The following is an 18188-nucleotide window of genomic DNA, read 5'->3' as shown; positions in this document are numbered from 1 at the left end:
CTTTTAAGGAACGGCGCATCGACGCTCTCGATACGTTACCGTATTTATGGAAAGGGACACTTAATGATGCCCAACATTTTCTGTCACACCCATATCGTAGAATAACATGAGGGTGCTCAAAAGATACGTGGAAAGCCAGAGAAAGACGCGATGCCATGATTGTTGAACGTCCTGTTGTCGAGATGGCCATCCAGGCAGTTTGCTCTCGGATGGTCAGAAGCCCGGCAGTTCCCGCTGACGGGGGTTCCATTTTTGTTGGCTGTCTGTGCTATTGTCGACAACATGGTCGATGGTTCGACGTGAGTAGTTGCCATCCAGGGAGACAACGTGGATAACCAAGCCGAACCGATCCTCACAGCAAGCCGGGACGGCGGGTTCCTCGAGATATTCGATCCTTTCGGTGAACCGCTCCTGGAGGAGGCCGTCTTTCCCGGCGCGGGCGCCATCGCGACCGCGAGCGTCGATTTGCGGTGGTGGCTGCTTGCGGCATGGTGGCGGTTTCGCAGGCGCGTTGGTCCATGGCGCTGGGTAGCGCCATCGCCGCCGGTCGAAACAGGTGGGTTGATGTCAGCGCTTCTCGACGACTCGGGGAATTCCGTAGTTGAGGTGAGCGAGTCGGTTCGCGGAGCAACTGTGGATGGCGAGGTCAGGATGCCGCGCGGCGCGCAGGGCGATTGGATCCGCTGGCGGTTGAAGGCCGGCCACGGCGAGAAGTTCCTTGGTTTCGGGGAGCGTTTCAACGCGGTTGATCAGTCCGGCAACAAGCTCTACGTCTGGACGGAGGAGGGCGCGGTGGGGCTCGGCGAGCGGTGGGGCCGCTGGCTGGACGGCGCCAGCTTCAATCCTTTCGCCAACGGGCCGACAACCGCGTACAAGCCCATGCCTTTCTTCATCAGCCGCCGGGGCTACGGCCTGCTGCTCGATACTTTCGCGCGGGTCGAGTACGACGTGGCGGCAACGGACAGCGGCGCGATCGACATTACGGTCTGGGACAAATCGTTCCGCTGGACGCTCTTTTACGGGCCGGGGCTCGCGGAGATCGTTGAGCGGTTCACCGCGCGCGTCGGCCGCGCGACCGTGCCCACGAAATGGGCTTTCGCGCCGTGGAACGACGAGATTTTCGGCTCGGAGTCTGTGCGCGAGTGCGCGCGAAAGTTGCGTGAGAACAAGATACCGACCACCGCGATGTGGACCGAGGACTGGCAGGGCGGCTACTGGCTGCCTCCTTTCAACAAGAAGAAAGCGCTCTACAATATCTTTCCGTTCAGGCACTCAGTCGCCCGCCACCTCTACCCCGACCTGGAGGCCGTGGCGCGCGACCTGCGCGCGAGCGGCTTCAGGTGGCTTTCTTACTTCGTCCCGTATCTTCTCAGGCGCAGCAGCGATTTCCGCGAGGCGAGAGACAGGGGTTATCTTCTGAAGAACAAGAAAGGCAAGCCGATCCTCGTCTTCATCCAGTGGCTTTCCTACGGGCATATCGACCTCACCAACCCCGAGGCGCGCGACTGGTTCAAGGGGAAGCTCGCCGACAACCTCGCGCTCGGGTTCGACGGGTGGATGGCCGACTTCAGCGAGTACGTCCCGCCGGGCGCTCATACAGCGAGCGGGGAGACAGGACTCGAGCATCACAATCGGTTCCCGCTTTTGTGGCAGCGGATGAACCGCGAGGTGATGGATGAGCAGCGGCCCGACGGCGATTACGTGTTCTTCTGCAGGGCTGCCGCCGTCGGCTCGCAGAAGTACGCGCCGGTCTTCTGGTCGGGAGACTCCAACACGGATTTCGAGCGTTACGACGGGTTGCCGTCCAACCTCCCCGCCGCCATCAGCGCGGGGCTCTGCGGCCTTCCAATATGGGCCGCCGACGTTGGGGGTTACGAGGTTGTCACGCGCGGACGCGACAAGGAGCTGTTCATGCGCTGGACGGAGTTCGCGGCGCTCTTGCCCGTCATGAGAACGCACCACGGGACGCACCCGAACCGTTGCTGGTCGTGGGATTCGGACGTTGAGACCATCGAGGTCTTCGGGCGCTACTGCCGTTTGCACACCGCGCTGTTCCCTTACATCTACAATCTCGCGCACGAGGCGGCGGAGCGCGGCCTGCCCGCGGTGAGGCACCTGGCGATGCACCACGGTGAGGATCCGGCGTCCTGGGAGATCGAGGATCAGTTCCTGCTGGGCGACAGGCTCCTGGTCGCGCCTGTCATCGAGCGCAACCGGCGCGGCCGCCAGGTTTATTTCCCGCCGGGGGAGTGGATTGATTACTGGACGGGCGACAGTCACGCCGGGCCCGGGGAGCAATACGCGCACTCACAGCTCGACCACCTGCCGCTCTTTGTGAGGGCGGGGGCGATCATCCCCACGCTGGATCTTCCGGTCGATACGCTTGTCCCCGTCGAGCCCGGCGCGGGCCTCGTCGGAGAAGAGGAGGCGCTGTCCACCCTGCGCGCCACGCAGTACGGGCCGGGGACCGACTCCTACGAGCTCTCTGACGGAACCGTCATAGAGATGTGGCGATCAGGCGAAGCGGATGCCCGGGCGCTCGCAAACTCGCGGATGATTGTCCGTTCGGGCGCGGAGATGGCGCTTGCGCCTGACGCGCTGCAGAGCGTCGCGGCGAGATCTGAACCTGATCGCGCCATCACTGTTCGAGGCGCTTGCGCCGATATTGTGGCAGTGAACCGCGACGGCAACCGGCTCGCGGCGGTAACGATAACCGGTGGTCCACCTCGCGAGCGCTTGACTTTCGAATGGCGGTGACAGTATCAGATTCCTCTACGCAGTAAAGGTAGACGGAGAGGTAGACGGTGCCTGACCCCTAATTGTTAAACGCAACACAGGGGGTCAGGCCCCACTGTTGCGTTTTTCGATAAACTCAGCGGCTAGGCGCGCCGCCTTCTTTTTGTCGCCGGGCGCCAGTTCGCCTGAAACGACAAGGTGAGTGAGGTGATTTTTTACGGATTTAAGCCACGGGCCGGGTTTTCGTCCGAACAGTTCCATTAACTCGCGTCCGTCGATTGGAGAGCGGGCCTTCTCGATTTCCTTGCGCGCGCCGATTTCTTCGATTCTGCGCTCGAGGTCGTCGACGAGCGCGAGGAAGTCTGGCGCGCGCTCGAGGTTTCCAGCCTTGATGTCGGCGCGGGCAAGCTCGAACACATAATCGAGCGTGACAACGACCGTTTCATCTTTCAGCATCACGCAATCCCTGATGAGCCTGCGAACCGCGCTGTCGCTCCAGCCGCGCTCGTAGTGGATCGGACGCATGTGGCGGCGGACAAGGAAAGCGGTTTTATGGATATCCTCATTACTGTAGCGCAGCCTCTGCATCGCGACGCGTGTGAGCTCCACTCCGATCTTGTCGTGCTCGGGGAACATTACCTTTGGCGAGGTGACGCGAGCCGGCGGCTTGCCGACATCGTGAAACAATGCGGCGCGGCGCAAGAGCGGGTCGGGCCGCAGGTAGCCCATTGTCAGCAGCGTATGCTCGAGGACGTTCGCGCGGTGATACGCGCGCGGCTGCTCGACGTTTTTCATGGCTGCCAGCTCGGGCGAGACGCGCTCCATCAAGCCTGTGTCAACAAGAAGGCGCACGCCCCCGCCGGGGTCAGGCGATACTATTATTTTCTCGAGCTCGTCGCGGCGCCTTTCCCACGAGATGTGGTCGAGGAGGTGGGCCTGCTCGCGGATCACGTCAAGCACCGTGTCGTCTATGGCAAACCCCAACCGCGCGGCGAAGCGCACCGCCCTCATCATGCGCAGCGGATCCTCGGCCATGCGTGGGCCGGGTTGGCCAGGTGTCTTTATGAGGCCGCGCGCGAGATCGTCCGCGCCGCCGAACGGATCCAGCAGCGCTCCCGCGACAGGCGCCATCTGCAGCGCCATCGCGTTGATTGTGAAGTCCCGGCGCGCCAGATCCTCGTTGATGTCCTCGTGATGGACGACTTCCGGGTGGCGCGAGCCGGGCGTGTACTCCTCGCTACGAAAGGTAGTTATCTCGAGCGTGTAGTCGTCCAGGACGACTCCGATGGTGCCGAATTTCTCACCCGTAGAGTAGATTGCGCCAAGCCCCTCGACGGCTTTTTTGACGCGCGCGGGTGGAAGATCCGTGGCAAGGTCGATATCCTTGCACTCCTCGCCGCGCAGACGGTCGCGCAGCCAGCCGCCGACGATAAACAGTTGTCCCCGCGCCGCGGCGAAACGCCCGGCGACTTCGGCCACCTGCTTAGGAACTTCAAAAAGATGTTTTCCGAGTTTTGACGTCATGTGTAGATGATAGCAGGCAACCCGTCGGAGCGTTGTCTGCTATTTGTATGGCAACACCCACGCCTCGGCGGTCGGGGGGATGGAGTCGCGTATGACCTTGACCGGGCGGGCCTCGATCTCTCGCGTCGAGAGTGATGGCGCAATCAGCCGCACCACCTGCCCGGGATCGAAAAAGAAAACGCATAATGGGGTCAAACCAAAATATGCGTTTTGTAACAGATAAATGATGTGAGCGCCCATAAAAACGCATATTTTGGTTTGACCCCATTATGCGTTTTTGCATTGTCAAATATCAATCTATTTTCAGGACGTGTTATGTTACTCTCCGGGTTGCACAGTGCACAGTCATTATAGAAAGCGCACAAGGCATGATCAACACAGTAAACAGTGAGCTCGAGCAGGCTCTGGAAGCGCGCACGGGCCAGAAGGTACGCGCCTGCTATCAGTGCAAGAAGTGCTCGGCCGGCTGCCCGGTCGCGTTTGCCATGGACATTTTTCCTCACGAGGTCATGAAGATGGCGCAGTACGGGCAGCAGCAGCGCCTGTTCGGGTGCTCGACTATATGGCTTTGCGCGTCCTGTGAAACCTGCACAACGCGTTGCCCTAACGAGATCGACGTAGCCGCCGTCATGGACGGGCTGCGCGTGATGGCGCTCATTGCCGGGGTCAGCCCCACCGAGCGCGAGGTGGCGATTTTTCACAGGTCGTTTCTGAACGGAATAAAGTACACCGGCAGGACCAACGAATCTTTGCTGGTCGGCGCGTACAAAGCCTTGAGCCGCCGGCTGTTCGACGACATGGGGCTCGGCGCCGTCATGCTCGCCAAACGAAAGATCAAGATGCTGCCTCACGTGGTCAAAGACCGCAAGGCTATCAGGCGCATTTTCGACGAGACGCGAGGCGGCGCTCCTTGAAACGTTTTTCATTTTCGTACTTCCCAGGCTGTTCGCAGAGAGGCTCTGCTGAGGAGTTCGGACTGTCAACAAAAGCCGTTTGCAGGGCTCTCGGCATCGAGCTCGAAGAACTGCCGGATTGGAACTGCTGTGGCGCGTCCTCCGCGCACATGACGAACGACCTGCTGGCCGTGACGTTGCCAGGACGCGACCTCGCGCTTGCGAGACAGGCGGGCAAGGACATGCTGGTCGTCTGCGTCGGCTGTTACTCGCGGATGAAGGTTTCGCAAAAGCGTATGCTCGAAGACGAAGCATGCGCCCGCAAAGTCGAGTCAATTCTCGGGATGAACCCCAGGTTCACCGGCAAGGTCAGGCACCTGCTCGACGTGATGGCCAACGACGTCGGCGCGCAGGAGATCAAGCCATGGTTGCGCGCGGATCTCTCCGGCCTCAAGGCGGCGCCGTATTATGGATGTCTGCTGGCGAGGCCACTCGAGTTTGGTTGCTGCGACTCGGTCGAGAATCCGAGAGACCTTGACAGGCTTCTCGAGGCGATTGGGGTCGAGGCGCGGCCGTGGTCGTTCAAGACTGATTGCTGCGGAGCGAGCCTGTCCCTCACCCGCTCTGACATAGTCTCAAAGATGGTCAACAAGCTTTTTATCCGCGCCCAGGAGGCTGGCGCGAACTGCATCGTGACCGCTTGTCCGATGTGCATGGCCAATCTGGAGACAAGACAGCAACCCGCGAAGTTCTCGTTCAAGGTTCCGCACAAGATGCCGGTTTTCTATTTCACCGAGTTGCTGGGGCTGGCGATGGGGCTCGACTCCGACGACTGGTTCAAGAGCCATGTTATCAGTCCGATGCGGTTGCTCAAAGAATTAAACTTGACCGCGTAGTTGTCGGCATGCGCCAGGAGAAAAAGATGGCGAAGATCAAGTGCACAAAGAAGCCCGTCGGCGCTGTGATGGTCGTTGGCGGGGGCATCGGCGGGATACAGGCATCACTCGATCTCGTGGGCATGGGATACCGCGTTTACCTGGTCGATTCCGGGCCGTCCATTGGCGGTGTCATGGGACAGCTCGACAAGACTTTCCCGACAAACGACTGCTCGATGTGCATCCTCTCGCCGAAACTCGTGGAGGTTGGCGCCAACAAGAACATACAACTTTACACGCTGACGGATGTAACAGGCGTCGAGGGCGTGCCGGGGAATTTCAAGGTCAGCGTGCGCGTCCGCCCGCGCTTTGTCGATATCGAGAAGTGCACCGGTTGCGGGCTGTGCAGCGAGAACTGTCGCGTCAAGGTCAAGGATCCGTATAACGCTAACCTCTCCCGCGTGCCGTTGATCAGGGTTCCGTTCCCTCAGGCGGTACCGGGGGCGGCGTTCATAGATCCCGCAAAGTGCCTTCACTTTCGAGCCGGAAAGTGCGGGAACTGCAAAGAGGAGTGTCAATCGGGCGCGGTCGATTACGAGCAGAAGGAACGCGCTCAAGTCATTGAAGTGGGCTCGATAGTGCTTGCCACCGGCTACAAGCCTTTCGATGCGCATGCGCGCGCCGAGTACGGGTACGGCGTTTACGATAACGTGATCACGAGCCTCGAGTTCGAGCGGATGCTGGCGGCGAACGGTCCGACCGGCGGGCGCGTCGCGCGGCGATCGGACGGAGGGCCGGTCAAGAAGCTGGCCTTTATCCAGTGCGTCGGCTCGCGCGACTCTTCCACGGGCAACACCTACTGCTCGTCCGTGTGCTGCATGTACGCGACCAAGCAGTCGGTTATCGCGAAAGAGCACGAGCGAGCGATAGAGCCGACGGTGTTTTTCATTGACATGCGCGCGTACGGGAAAGGATTCGAGGAGTACTACCAGAAGGCGAAAAACGAGCACGGCGTCCGCTACGTGCGGTGCCTGGCTTCATACGCGAAAGAACTTCAGCCAGGCAAGAGCATGTTGATCAGCTACGTGGATCCCGACGGCGGCGTCTTCGAGGAGGAGTTCGATCTCGTCGTTCTCAGCGTGGGCATAGAGCCCGACACGGCGCGTTTGTCGGAGACCTTTGGCGTCGAGCTTGACAGGCATGGCTTTGTTGATTCGGACATGTTTGTGTCGGTGGAGACATCACGCGAGGGGATATACGTTTGCGGCGCGGTCGAGAGTCCGAAAGATATTCCGGACACCGTCGTGCAGGCGAGCGCGTCCGCGGGGATGGCGAGCGGCGCCATGTGTTCGCGCAAAGGTGAGCTGATAGAGAACGTTTCCTACCCGCCCGAGCGCGATGTCGCGGGCGAGGCGCCGAGGATAGGGATGGTCGTGTGCCGTTGCGGAACCAACATCGGCGGCGTCGTTGACGTTCCGGCGGTGGTTGAGTACGCGAAGGCCCTTCCGGGCGTGGCGATAGCCGAAGAGCGCCTTTATGCGTGCAGTCAGGATGCCCAGGTGTGGATCAGGGAGTTGATTCGCGAGCACAGACTGAACCGGCTTCTTGTCGCATCGTGCACTCCCAGGACGCATCAGCCGCTCTTCAGGGAGACAGTGCGCGCGGCCGGTCTGAACAAATATCTCTTTGAGATGGCGAACATCCGCGAGCACTGTTCGTGGGTGCACATGGGTTTCCCGGATGAGGCAACCGAGAAAGCTAAATACCTTGTCAAGATGGGAGTTTGGAAAGTCGCGCTCTCAGAGCCGCTATCAGAAGGCGTATCGCCTGTCACGCCGCGCGCGCTGGTTGTCGGCGGCGGCGCGGCCGGAATGATGGCGGCCCTGCAACTGGCGGACGCCGGCTTCATGACATACCTTCTCGAAAAAACTGCTGAGCTCGGTGGCAACATGCGCCACATCAAAAAGACCATTGAAGGGGGAGATGTCGCCGGCAAGCTGAAGGAGCTTGAACAGCGCGTTCTCTCGCACAAAAACATCGAACTTTTCCTGAGCGCGCAGGTCGAGTCCGTCGATGGCTTTGTCGGCAAGTTTCACACGACCGTTGACACTCCAGGTGGCGTGGTCGAACTGGATCACGGGATAGTGGTGGTCGCTACCGGAGGGCTCGAGTATGTGCCGTTGAAAGACGAATACGGTTGGGGTGCCCATGACCGCGTGATTACTCAGACTGAACTGGAGCGCCGTCTCGACGAGAATCCGTCCTCGCTCGCGCACGTCCGAAATACGGTCATGATTCAGTGTGTCGGTTCGCGCAACGACCAGCGTCCGTACTGCAGCAAAATATGTTGTGGCACAGCGATCAAGAACGCGGTGAGCTTAAAGAAACTGAACCCGCGCTCGCTCGTCAACGTCTGCTACCGCGACATACGCGCTTACGGGCTAAAGGAAGAGTACTACCGATCAGCGCGAGACATGGGCGTGAATTTTATCCGTTTTGAGAAAGACCGGCCTCCGGCGGTCAGTCAGGTCTCGAGCGACCTGCTGGTACACGTGGCGGACATGAACATAAGGGGCGAGGAGATCGCGCTGACACCGGATCTTGTCGTCCTGTCGTGCGGTATCGTGGCGAACCCTGACGCGTTGGAGCTGGCGTCGAAGCTGAAAGTCCCGCTTACGACGGACGGGTTCTTTCTGGAGGCGCACGTGAAGTTGCGCCCGGTGGAGTTCGCGACGGACGGCGTGTTTGTGGCCGGGCTCGCGCATTACCCGAAAACCATCACTGAGAGCTTGACACAGGCATGCGCCGCGGCGGCGCGCGCGGAGACGATCCTCTCGAAACCCGATGTAGTAACTGATGGGGTCGTAGCCGTGGTCTCTGAAGAGGTCTGCTCCGGCTGCGGGCAGTGCGTCGCGCTGTGCGGCTTCGAGGCTATCACTCTTGACGAGGAGAGAGGGGTGGCGGTCGTCAACCGCTCGCTCTGCAAGGGATGCGGCGCCTGCTCGGCGGCGTGTACGTCAGGCGCGAACCGCCTGCTCGGCTTCAAGCCGGAGCAGATTTTCGCGCAGATCAAAGCTGCCTGCGGGAACCTCTAATGTCACATTGGGGTCAGGCACCGTCTACCGCTTTAGCGGTAGACGGAAAGGTAGACGGTGCCTGACCCCTGCATTATAATTAGTTGATTTTCCTGCTACTGGGGTTGCCATTGCTGTCTGGGAGGTTACGATGAATCCGCTTGCCGAAGAGTTGAACGCTACGATAAATGAGGCGAGCCCCGCGCTGTTCGGGATGCTGTCCGGGCTCGGTCGCGAGCTGTATTTCCCGAAAGGAATACTGACGCAGACCGCGGAAGCCAGGAGCAAGGCGCACAGATACAACGCGACCATTGGCATCGCGCGCGAGGGTGGCCGGGCAATGAATCTCAAGGCAATCATGGAGTGTGTCAACGGGTTATCACCCGACGAAGCGCTCGACTACGCGCCCGCGACAGGGAATGCCGGGCTCAGGCGCGCCTGGCGCGATGACATGTTCGCAAAGGATCCGTCGCTCACGGGCAAGAGCGTCAGCCTCCCGGTGGTGACGTGCGGAATTACACATGGGCTTACCATCGCCGGCGAGCTGTTTCTCGACCCCGGTGACGTGGTTCTTGTCCCGGACAAGGCGTGGGACAATTACGAGCTTGTGTACGCCGTAAAGCGCTCAGCCGAGATGCGCGCATTTCCGCTGTTTGCTCAGACGGAGTTCAATACCGCCGGACTCGCCAGAGCTCTCTCTCGTGTCCTGGACGAAAAAGGCAAGGCGGTTGTGATCCTCAACTTCCCGAACAACCCGACGGGCTACTCGATACGACGCGGAGAGACAGAAAGCGTCGTCGAGGCCCTGCTGTCCGAGGCGGGCCCCGGGCGCGATGTCGTGGTTGTTCTGGATGACGCTTATTTCGGCCTCTTTTACACAGAGGATACGAGCTCTGAGTCCCTGTTTGGAATGCTGGCCGGCGCGAGTGAACACGTCTTCCCGGTCAAGGTGGATGGGGTGAGCAAGGAAGAGTACGCGTGGGGCTTGAGGGTCGGTTTCATCACGTTTTCTCTCGAGGCCGGGGGCAGAGAGGACGAAGTGTACGCTGCTCTCGAGAAGAAAGTCGGCGGCGCCATAAGGGGCAACATCAGCAACTGCTCGCAGTTGTCCCAGTCTATTGTGCTGCGCGCGATGTCGGATGCGGCGTTGCCGGATGAGAAAAAAGAGAAGTACGACATCTTGAAAGAGCGGGCTGAAACGGTTCGGGAGGTTTTACGAAACCCCCTCTACGACGATCACTGGCGGGCGTACCCGTTTAACGCGGGATACTTCATGAGCATCGCGCTCAAGGGAATTGACGCCGAGGAGTTCCGAGCGCGCCTGCTGGACAGATACGGCATCGGCGTCATATCCATGGGCGACGCGGACATACGGATCGCCTTCTCATGCCTGGAGAACAATGAGATTGCCGACCTGTTTGATACAATGTGCCATTGCGCTGGTGAGATAAAGAAAGAGCGCGCCCGGGCGCGGTGAATCGCCAGCTCCAGGTGGGTTCAATCGCCCGCGAACAAAGGAGTGAACTGAATGTCTGAGAACACCATATATTTCATAGATGTCACGAACCGCGATGGAGTGCAGACGGCACAGCTCGGGCTCGCCAAGATAGAGAAGACAATCATCAACATGTATCTCGATCAGATGGGTGTCTTTCAGAGCGAGGCGGGTTTCCCCACGACGAACCACGAGACCAACTACCTGCGAGGGAACCTCGCGCTGGTCGAGGAAGGCGTGCTCAAGAGGCTGCGCATTTCCGGGTGGCTTCGCGCTGTCAAGGCCGACATCGAGCTGGCCAGGGAAATGGTTCCCGAGCTCAAGCACATAAATATCTCTATCTCCACGTCTCCACAGATGATCAACGGGAAATGGCATGGGACGCGCACCTTCGATGATGTTTGCGAAAGCATGCGCGAGGCGCTCGAGAGGGCGCACGAACTGGATTTCAAGACCGTGGCGGTAAACGCGGAAGACGCCTCCCGCACGTCGATGGCGGATTTGATCAAGTTCGCGCAGGTGGCCAGAGACGGCGGCGCGGCGCGCGTCCGGTACTGCGATACGCTTGGATACGATGATCCTTTTACCATATACGATCGCATAAAAGAACTGGCTGAAGCAGTCAGGCTGGACATAGAACTTCACTGCCACAACGACCTGGGCATGGCGGTAGCGTGCTCAGTCGCCGGAGCGAGAGGCGCGATCGACGGTGGGGTGGACGCCTATGTCAACACCACAGTAAACGGCATTGGAGAGAGGGCAGGTAACGCCGATCTCGTCTCTTGCCTGCTCGCGTTTATGAAATCCAGCGGGCTCGAGGGGAGGTACAGGCTCGACCCGAACATTGACATCTCTCATTCCTGGCGGCTGGCCAAGTACGCGTCTTACGCGTTTGGTGTCCCGATCCCGATAAACCAGGTCGGTGTCGGAGGCAACGCTTTCGCCCACGAGTCAGGCATCCACGCTGACGGCGCGCTCAAGGACAGGCGCAACTATGAGCTTTATGACTGCGAGGAACTCGGGCGCGGCGAGCCGGAGCTGGTCGAGACCGGCAGGATGATAACGACCGGCGCGTACGGTGGTGTCAAAGGCTTCCGCAACGTCTACGAGCACCTCAAGATAGAGTTCGGCTCGGATGAGGAAGCCCGTGAGATACTGGATCTGGTCAGGCTCGCGAACGTTACCACGGGCAAGCCTTTGACCAAGGACGAGTTGATGTTTGTGGCAGAGCATCCCGAGGAAGCGAGAACAATTCTCACTCTCTCCTTGTACCAGGAGCCGAAGCTGAAGGAGAAGCGCACCAGGGTCACGCGCAAGGTCGGCTTTCCGCAGGCGTAGAGGGGTCAGGCACCGTCTACCGCTCCGTCTACCCCGCGTAGTTGACCCCTGACAAGAGCGCAAGCTGGTGTTTTAGATGAAGGTTTACCGTATAGCATATCTTGGCGAGGATGGGGAAGTCGCGCTCGCGTGTGAGGCCGCGTTAAAAGGAGACGACCTGCGGTTCATGCGCGGTGAAGGCGACAGGCAGGGGATGGAACGCGCGGTCGAATTCAACGCGGACATTATCCTCTGGGACAAGGACAACCTTCCGCCTGATGCCGCTATTCCCATCGAGCAAATGCGCGAAGCCGGGTTGGACAGACAACCTGTCGTGGTTGTCGTACGGGACAGCGACGTCGAGGGCGCCGTAACGAGTCTTGGCGCGGGGGCTTCGGATTTTATCTATAAACCAATCCGCGAGAATCCCTTCCCGCGTGTTATCGCCGCGTTCAACGCTGGCGCCAGGCAACGTCGCATTGACTGGTGTAATCGCGTGATCGAGAACACGAACAATCAGATTCGGGGCATATTCGCGACGCTTTCCGATCCCGTTTACGTGGTAAGTCCTGATTATCAGATTCTCTGGATGAATCATACGGCGGAGGAGATCTTCGGCGAGGGACAGCTTGGTGGCGCGTGCTACCATATCTTTTTCGACCGCGCCGAGCCGTGCGATGTCTGCGCCAGGAGCAAAGGTTCTGCCAGGTGGCGCGCCACGCTCAAGAACGGCAAAAACTATCGATTCATATCAGCGGTCACCCGAAACTCGAAAGGAGAGACCGAGAAGCTCGCGATCGGCATGGACATCACGCCGGATGAGGAAGTCGGAAAAATCCACAAGATCTTCATCGCGAACGTGAGCCACGACCTGCGCACTCCGCTTGCGGCCATCGACCAGTACGCGAACATCTTGCTTGAAGGTCTGGGCGGCGCCCTCACCGATGACCAGGTGAACTACGTCGATGTTATTCGCAGGAGCAGTTTTCGCCTTCGCAACCTTGTCGAGAATCTGATCGACGCCAACAAGATCCTCTCCGGGGGATTCAAGTTGAAGCTGGAGGTTGTAGAAATACAGGAGATACTGGACATTGTGCTCGGGCGGCTCCAATCACAAGCTGATGACAAGGGCATCATGCTGCAGGCGCAGGTCTCCGAGGGGCTTCCGCCGGTGTACGCCGACAGGGCGCGCATCGCGCAGGTTATCGCGAATCTCGCCGGAAACAGCATCAAGTTCGCAGAGCAGGGCATGTTGCAGATAAGGGCTGGTTTTATGCCGCGGGACGAGGGCAGGGTCATCGTGTCGGTGGAGGATACCGGCATCGGGATACCGAAAGAGGATCTTGGAAAGATATTTGAGCTGTTTTACCGCGTCGAGAAGGACAAGGTTTATGTGGAGGAAGGCGCCGGCCTCGGGCTCTCGATTTCGCGTGAGATAATACGGGCGCACGGCGGGACGTTGTGGGCCGAAAGCATAGAAGGCATGGGCAGCGCGTTCCACTTCTCTATCCCGGCGCACAAGGGACAGGCCGCTGTTCGATGATAGAAAGGAAGCGCTTTGGCTGAAGAACAAAAGCTGATCCTGGTGGCGGACGACGATAAAGACCTGGTGATGGCGCTCTCTATACGCCTGCGCGCGGCGGGTTACAGTGTTGTCTCCGCCCACAACGGCGAGGAGGCCTATGACATCGCCAACAGCAGCAAGCCCGATCTCATCATACTCGACGTAAGAATGCCGGCTGGCGGCGGTTTTTCATCGATTGACCGCATGAAGCACTCGCTCAACACGCGCAACATCCCCGTGATCTTCCTCACGGCCTTCGACGATGAAGAGATGCTGGAGCAAGGGCGAAAGCTGGGCGCCGCGGGGTTCTTCAGAAAGCCGTTTGACGACAGAGAGTTCATGACCACGATCGCGGCCATACTGAAATAGCGTCATTCCCCCCTGATAAGGGGGGCGAGGGGGGTTAGTGGAAAGTGACCGACGCTATTCTGCGAGCAGCTCTTCCTCAGCCCGTTTCGACAGGATGAAGGTTGCTATCAGTATTAGCGCGAAGGCGACAACCCGCATTACGGAAAGGGCCAGACTTTTTGGCATCTTCTCGTGAAGAGCGACCATGCCGAGGGCGATTGGAATGAGTTGCGAGAGGCCCGCGAGCAATGGCACTACGATGATTGCCATTCCCTTTTGCAACGCCGCCTGCAGGATAACAATTGACGGTCCCATAGTCGCGATCCACGCGATGACGAATATTATCGCGGGGGAGGAGATAAAGACCAGCACTCCTTTAGTCGTCCACTGACTGGACCAGTCGACTAGAACCAGCTTCGCGAAGACCACCGATGTTCCGCCGAGCATGCCGGAGGCGATACCGAGACCGGCGCCTTTTTTCGCGTCGGATCCACGCGACATGACAAAAAGCACGATCAACGCAACCGCCGCCAGGACACCCGAGAATGTCCATAGCGCCACGGCCGAGTACTTGACTTTCTCCGGCAACCCCTCTGCCAGGCTCACGCCGATAAGGATCACGCCCAGAACGCTGAGGCCTATGGCGACCAGGTCTATTCGACGCGGCTTCTCCCCGAGGTTCTTGATGGCGAGGTAGGCGAGCAGGGCTATGCCGCATCCCATGACAGGTTGAATAATAGATATCGGCGCCACGGTCAACGCGAACGCGTAAAGCGCGCTTCCAAACAGCGAGATTGTCATGCCGGTAAGCCATAGGCGGTTTGTGAGGAAAGCCTTGATGACCGACCGTGAAAGACGGAGTTTGACTTCCGGGAGAGTCATGACCGCTTTCTTCGATATGTACATGGCGTAGTTGTACGCCAGGGAAGCTATAATTGCGCATACGATTGCCGCCATTAATATGACCATGTGACTCCTCCGGTTATCAGCGTTTCAATGATGATCGAGCAATACTTTATCACATAGGGCCCACAGGCAAGAATGCCTGTGTCACATTGTGTAGCACGCACAGACATTCCTGTCTGTGATGCGTCACATCTTAGCCATAGCCATAGGGGGAGGAGATCAGAAAGGGCTATTTTCGGAGCAGACCATTTTTTGCATTCTCTTCCAGGGCTTTTAATTTGCCTCCAGGTACTCGACCAGTTTGTTCAGTGTTCTGTCGCTTATCACGTGTTCGATCTCGCAGGCGTCCATGTCGGCGATGGCTTCATCGACGCCCAGGACGTCGATGAAAAAACGCTTGACGACCTCGTGCTTGCGGTCAAGGCCTTTAGCGATGAGCTTGCCTTTCGCGGTCAACTTGATGTGCTGGTACTTATCGTGCGTCACCAGCGAATTGTTCACCAGGCGGTCAACCATCTCGGAAACGCTCGGCTTTGAGACATTGAGTGACGTGGCGATGTCTTTGACCCGCACTTCCGCGCCACTTCCTGTAATCTCGTATATTGTTTCCAGGTATCTCTCAAACGCTTCAGGCATCTAAGAAGCGCCTCCTTCTTTCGATTCAGGATGTCCGCATCCGTTGACGCGCGCCTTGCACGATAGGCACTGTTGTCCGGCCACCACACCTGACCTGCGTACGGAAAGCTTGTTTTTCTTCTCGAGGAACTCGAGCATCTTCTCGAGCGCGCCTTTTTCGACGCCGAGGCGCACTGAGAGTTCATTGACCGTCAGAGGTCCACTTGCTTTTTCGACTTCGCTCAGTATTTCATCGAACACGTTATCACTTCCCGAGCGCGAGCAGGAGGCCGACGCGATAGATTCCGAACGCCACCACCCATGCGAGAATCAGCGAGTAGCCAATCGCGAACGCGGCCCACTTCCACGAGCCCGTCTCTTTCTTTATTACCGCCACGGTCGCGAGGCACGGCGTGTACAGGAGCGTGAACGCCATAAAGGTGTACGCCGAAAGCGGGGTGAAAATCTTGTGCAGCTCGACAGAGACGGCGGCCCTGTCCGGGCCCACCCCGAGCAACGCGCCGTACGTGCTCACGACGATCTCTTTAGCCACGAACCCGAACATGAGCGCGACTACCGCGCGCCAGTCGAATCCGAGCGGCTTCACAAGCGGCTCGAACAGGCGTCCTGTCATGCCGGCGACACTGGCCGGGCTCCCGTATTTCACGCCCCACGGCAGGTACGATAGCAGCCAGATTACTACCGAGCCGGCAAGTATCACGGTGCCCGCCTTGCGCAGGAAAAGCGAGCCCCTCTCCCACATGTGGATCACTGTGCCCCTGGCGGTTGGCATGCGGTAGGGGGGGAGCTCCATGACAAAGGGCTCGCTCTCGCCACGGAAGATCGTCTTGCGAAACAGCTTCGCCATCGCGATGGCCAGTATTATTCCGAGAAGGTACAGGGAGAACGTCACCGACCCCTGGTTGGACGAAAAGAACGCCGCGGTGAACAGCGCATACACCGGTAACCTTGCCGCGCATGACATAAGGGGATTGACCAGTATCGTTATCATGCGATCCTTGTCGCTCTCGAGCGTACGGGTCGCCATGACCGCCGGCACGGTGCATCCAAAGCCCATGAGGAGCGGGATAAACGACTTGCCGTGCAGGCCGAACCCGTGCATGACGCGATCCATGATGAACGCCGCCCGAGCCATGTATCCCGTGTCCTCCAGGATCGAGATGCAGATGAAAATTATAAATATCTGCGGCAGAAAAACCAGCACGGCGCCGACGCCGCCTATGACTCCATCCACCAGCAGCGAGCTTAGCCATGTTGGCGAGGTGAAGTTGATCTTGACGAAGGCGCCGAGGTTCAGCACGAGAGTGTCTATCCAGCCCATGGGGTATTTCCCTAAAAAGAAAGTCAGGAAGAACATCAGCCACATGAAAGCCGCGAAGAAAGGAAAGCCGAGGATGCGACCGGTCAGAACTCTGTCTATGCGGTCCGAGACCGTCGCGTATCCTTCGCGCTTGCGCTTGACCGCCTCTCGCGCGATGCCCGCGACAAAACCGTAGCGCATGTCGACGATAACAGTTTCTATGTCCTCGTTGAATATCGAGAAGAGGTGCTTGCGGCTTGCCTCCAGTTGCCGGATGGCCGCCGCCCCGCCTCCAGCGACCCGCTCGACGTCCTCCTGTACGCGCTCATCCTCCTCGAGTAGCTTCACGGCGAGCCAGCGAGCGGAGTGCTTTCCGAGGAGTTTATTTGATAGCGCCTCATCATTCTCGATAGCGGCCTTGAGTCTGGAGATCTCCTCCTCGGTCTCACGCCCGTAGAGTACCTGAACGTGGCGTAGGCTTGCTTCGCTGTGGATTGTCTGTGCGATGACTTCCTTCAGCTCATCGGTTCCCCTGTTTCGCACGCCAATCATAGGCACTACAGGAACGCCGAGCAGCCTGGACAGCAGGCCCGTGTCGATCGTGACGCCGCGGACCGCGGCCTCGTCCATCATGTTGAGGGCGATGATTAGCGGAACGCCAAGCTCGAGAAGTTGTGTGGTCAGGTAGAGGTTCCGCTCGATGTTGCTGGCGTCGATGACGTTGACTACCGCATCGGGCTTCTCACGCGCGATGAAGTCGCGGACTATGACTTCCTCGAGCGAATATGCGGTCAGGCTGTAGGTTCCCGGAAGGTCGATCACCTTGAACTCAAGGCGCCCGGCGCTTGAGATCCCTTCCTTCTTCTCGACCGTGACGCCTGGCCAGTTTCCGACGTGCTGACGGCCGCCGGTCAGATTGTTGAAAACGGTGGTCTTTCCGGTGTTGGGATTGCCAGCGAGGGCGACTACGAAATCCGTTTTCCTGGCGCTCATCTTGTAGCCTCGCCCAGGGGGATCGGCGCGCCTTCAGTCACACGGCACCTCGACCCAGATGTCACCGGCCTCCGCTTTGCGAAGAGAAAGGTTGAAACCGTTGAATTTGAGTTCCATCGGGTCGCCGAGCGGGGCCACTTTCTCGATTTTGAATCGAGTACCCGCAACGACTCCCATGTCCATCAGACGCCGCTTGAGTTGCCGCCTGCATTCCAGCTTGCTGATCGTGCCGGTGCAGCCTGTATCTACATCGCCGAGCTGCATCATGCAGGTTCTCGCGGGAGCGGGCGCGGCCTTTTCCGCTCCCGCCGAGCCTTTCCCGTGCCTGTGCCTCCGCATTGCTATCATGGCCTCTCTCGTCGTTACGCCGCCTGCTCAATATATTAGGCAAGCCTAACATATTTGTCAAATTGCCGCGCGATGGTTGAAACTCACTTTCCCCACCCAGCGCAACGCTCACAAGAGCATTTTCTGACGCGATGAATCAGCTCTTGTCCGATCCGCTCCGGCGCTGAAGTTTCGCCAGT

The 18188-nt window shown here is 59.0% G+C and carries 15 protein-coding genes; 8 read left to right on the top strand and 7 right to left on the bottom strand.

The window, feature by feature from the left end:
• Positions 1-327 precede the first annotated feature (327 nt).
• Positions 328-2757 (top strand): hypothetical protein, encoded by a 2430-nt coding sequence (locus tag CVT63_04285; GenBank protein PKQ28157.1) that lies wholly within the window; start codon positions 328-330, stop codon positions 2755-2757.
• Positions 2758-2841: 84 nt separating this feature from the next.
• On the opposite strand, the gene CVT63_04280 is transcribed toward CVT63_04285, so the two are convergent.
• On the bottom strand, positions 2842-4260 hold the full coding sequence (locus CVT63_04280; protein PKQ28156.1) for a CCA tRNA nucleotidyltransferase: 1419 nt from the start codon (positions 4258-4260) through the stop codon (positions 2842-2844).
• Positions 4261-4299: 39 nt separating this feature from the next.
• A complete protein-coding gene (locus tag CVT63_04275; protein PKQ28155.1) occupies positions 4300-4500 on the bottom strand; it encodes a hypothetical protein in 201 nt (66 codons plus the stop codon).
• Between the two features lie 29 nt (positions 4501-4529).
• Here CVT63_04275 and CVT63_04270 point away from each other — a divergent pair, with 29 nt between their 5' ends.
• The 7 genes from CVT63_04270 (at position 4530) to CVT63_04240 (ending at position 13847) form a co-directional block, all read left to right on the top strand.
• Positions 4530-5174: a heterodisulfide reductase gene (locus CVT63_04270; GenBank protein PKQ28154.1), complete on the top strand. Its 645-nt coding sequence runs from the start codon at positions 4530-4532 to the stop codon at positions 5172-5174.
• Positions 5171-6049 (top strand): heterodisulfide reductase subunit B, encoded by an 879-nt coding sequence (locus CVT63_04265; GenBank protein PKQ28153.1) that lies wholly within the window; start codon positions 5171-5173, stop codon positions 6047-6049. Before CVT63_04270 ends, CVT63_04265 begins: the two co-directional genes overlap by 4 nt.
• A 68-nt stretch (positions 6050-6117) precedes the next feature.
• Complete coding sequence (locus CVT63_04260) at positions 6118-9123, top strand: heterodisulfide reductase (protein PKQ28159.1); 3006 nt, start codon at positions 6118-6120, stop codon at positions 9121-9123.
• A 130-nt stretch (positions 9124-9253) separates the two neighbouring features.
• Positions 9254-10579 carry a hypothetical protein gene (locus CVT63_04255; protein ID PKQ28152.1) on the top strand — a complete coding sequence of 442 codons (1326 nt, stop codon included), beginning with the start codon at positions 9254-9256 and terminating at the stop codon, positions 10577-10579.
• A gap of 51 nt (positions 10580-10630) precedes the next feature.
• A complete protein-coding gene (locus CVT63_04250; protein ID PKQ28151.1) occupies positions 10631-11935 on the top strand; it encodes a homocitrate synthase in 1305 nt (434 codons plus the stop codon).
• Positions 11936-12011: 76 nt separating this feature from the next.
• Entirely contained in the window at positions 12012-13457 is a 1446-nt protein-coding gene (locus CVT63_04245; GenBank protein ID PKQ28150.1) for a hypothetical protein, read from the top strand.
• Between the two features lie 15 nt (positions 13458-13472).
• Positions 13473-13847, top strand: a complete 375-nt coding sequence (locus CVT63_04240; protein PKQ28149.1) for a response regulator — start codon at positions 13473-13475, stop codon at positions 13845-13847.
• Between the two features lie 54 nt (positions 13848-13901).
• Here the strand turns inward: CVT63_04240 and CVT63_04235 are convergent, their stop codons facing one another.
• The 5 genes from CVT63_04235 to CVT63_04215 all read right to left on the bottom strand — a co-directional run bounded on the left by CVT63_04235 (position 13902) and on the right by CVT63_04215 (position 17928).
• Positions 13902-14795 (bottom strand): hypothetical protein, encoded by an 894-nt coding sequence (locus CVT63_04235; GenBank protein PKQ28148.1) that lies wholly within the window; start codon positions 14793-14795, stop codon positions 13902-13904.
• A gap of 210 nt (positions 14796-15005) precedes the next feature.
• A complete protein-coding gene (locus tag CVT63_04230; GenBank protein PKQ28147.1) occupies positions 15006-15368 on the bottom strand; it encodes a DtxR family iron (metal) dependent repressor in 363 nt (120 codons plus the stop codon).
• Positions 15369-15647 (bottom strand): hypothetical protein, encoded by a 279-nt coding sequence (locus CVT63_04225; GenBank protein ID PKQ28146.1) that lies wholly within the window; start codon positions 15645-15647, stop codon positions 15369-15371.
• Positions 15613-17661 carry a ferrous iron transport protein B gene (gene feoB, locus CVT63_04220; protein PKQ28145.1) on the bottom strand — a complete coding sequence of 683 codons (2049 nt, stop codon included), beginning with the start codon at positions 17659-17661 and terminating at the stop codon, positions 15613-15615. The genes CVT63_04225 and feoB overlap by 35 nt, the downstream gene beginning before the upstream one ends.
• Before the next feature lie 33 nt (positions 17662-17694).
• A complete protein-coding gene (locus tag CVT63_04215) occupies positions 17695-17928 on the bottom strand; it encodes an iron transporter FeoA (protein PKQ28158.1) in 234 nt (77 codons plus the stop codon).
• Between the last annotated feature and the right edge of the window lie 260 nt (positions 17929-18188).

The organism is Candidatus Anoxymicrobium japonicum, from assembly GCA_002843005.1.
GTDB classification, from domain to species: Bacteria; Actinomycetota; Geothermincolia; order Fen-727; family Anoxymicrobiaceae; genus Anoxymicrobium; species Anoxymicrobium japonicum.
The sequence above is the reverse complement of the archived record's forward strand: the minus strand, read 5'-3'. Positions and strand labels throughout refer to the sequence as shown.

Bases quoted from the DNA above. Each gene is read 5' to 3' on its own strand.
- CVT63_04245 (PKQ28150.1), top strand. From the start codon at position 12,012: ATGAAGGTTTACCGTATAGCATATCTTGGCGAGGATGGGGAAGTCGCG.
- CVT63_04235 (PKQ28148.1), bottom strand. From the start codon at position 14,795: ATGGTCATATTAATGGCGGCAATCGTATGCGCAATTATAGCTTCCCTG.
- CVT63_04275 (PKQ28155.1), bottom strand. From the start codon at position 4,500: ATGGGCGCTCACATCATTTATCTGTTACAAAACGCATATTTTGGTTTG.
- CVT63_04270 (PKQ28154.1), top strand. From the start codon at position 4,530: ATGCGTTTTTGCATTGTCAAATATCAATCTATTTTCAGGACGTGTTAT.
- CVT63_04250 (PKQ28151.1), top strand. From the start codon at position 10,631: ATGTCTGAGAACACCATATATTTCATAGATGTCACGAACCGCGATGGA.
- CVT63_04215 (PKQ28158.1), bottom strand. From the start codon at position 17,928: ATGATGCAGCTCGGCGATGTAGATACAGGCTGCACCGGCACGATCAGC.
- CVT63_04280 (PKQ28156.1), bottom strand. From the start codon at position 4,260: ATGACGTCAAAACTCGGAAAACATCTTTTTGAAGTTCCTAAGCAGGTG.
- CVT63_04255 (PKQ28152.1), top strand. From the start codon at position 9,254: ATGAATCCGCTTGCCGAAGAGTTGAACGCTACGATAAATGAGGCGAGC.
- CVT63_04230 (PKQ28147.1), bottom strand. From the start codon at position 15,368: ATGCCTGAAGCGTTTGAGAGATACCTGGAAACAATATACGAGATTACA.
- CVT63_04260 (PKQ28159.1), top strand. From the start codon at position 6,118: ATGGTCGTTGGCGGGGGCATCGGCGGGATACAGGCATCACTCGATCTC.
- feoB (PKQ28145.1), bottom strand. From the start codon at position 17,661: ATGAGCGCCAGGAAAACGGATTTCGTAGTCGCCCTCGCTGGCAATCCC.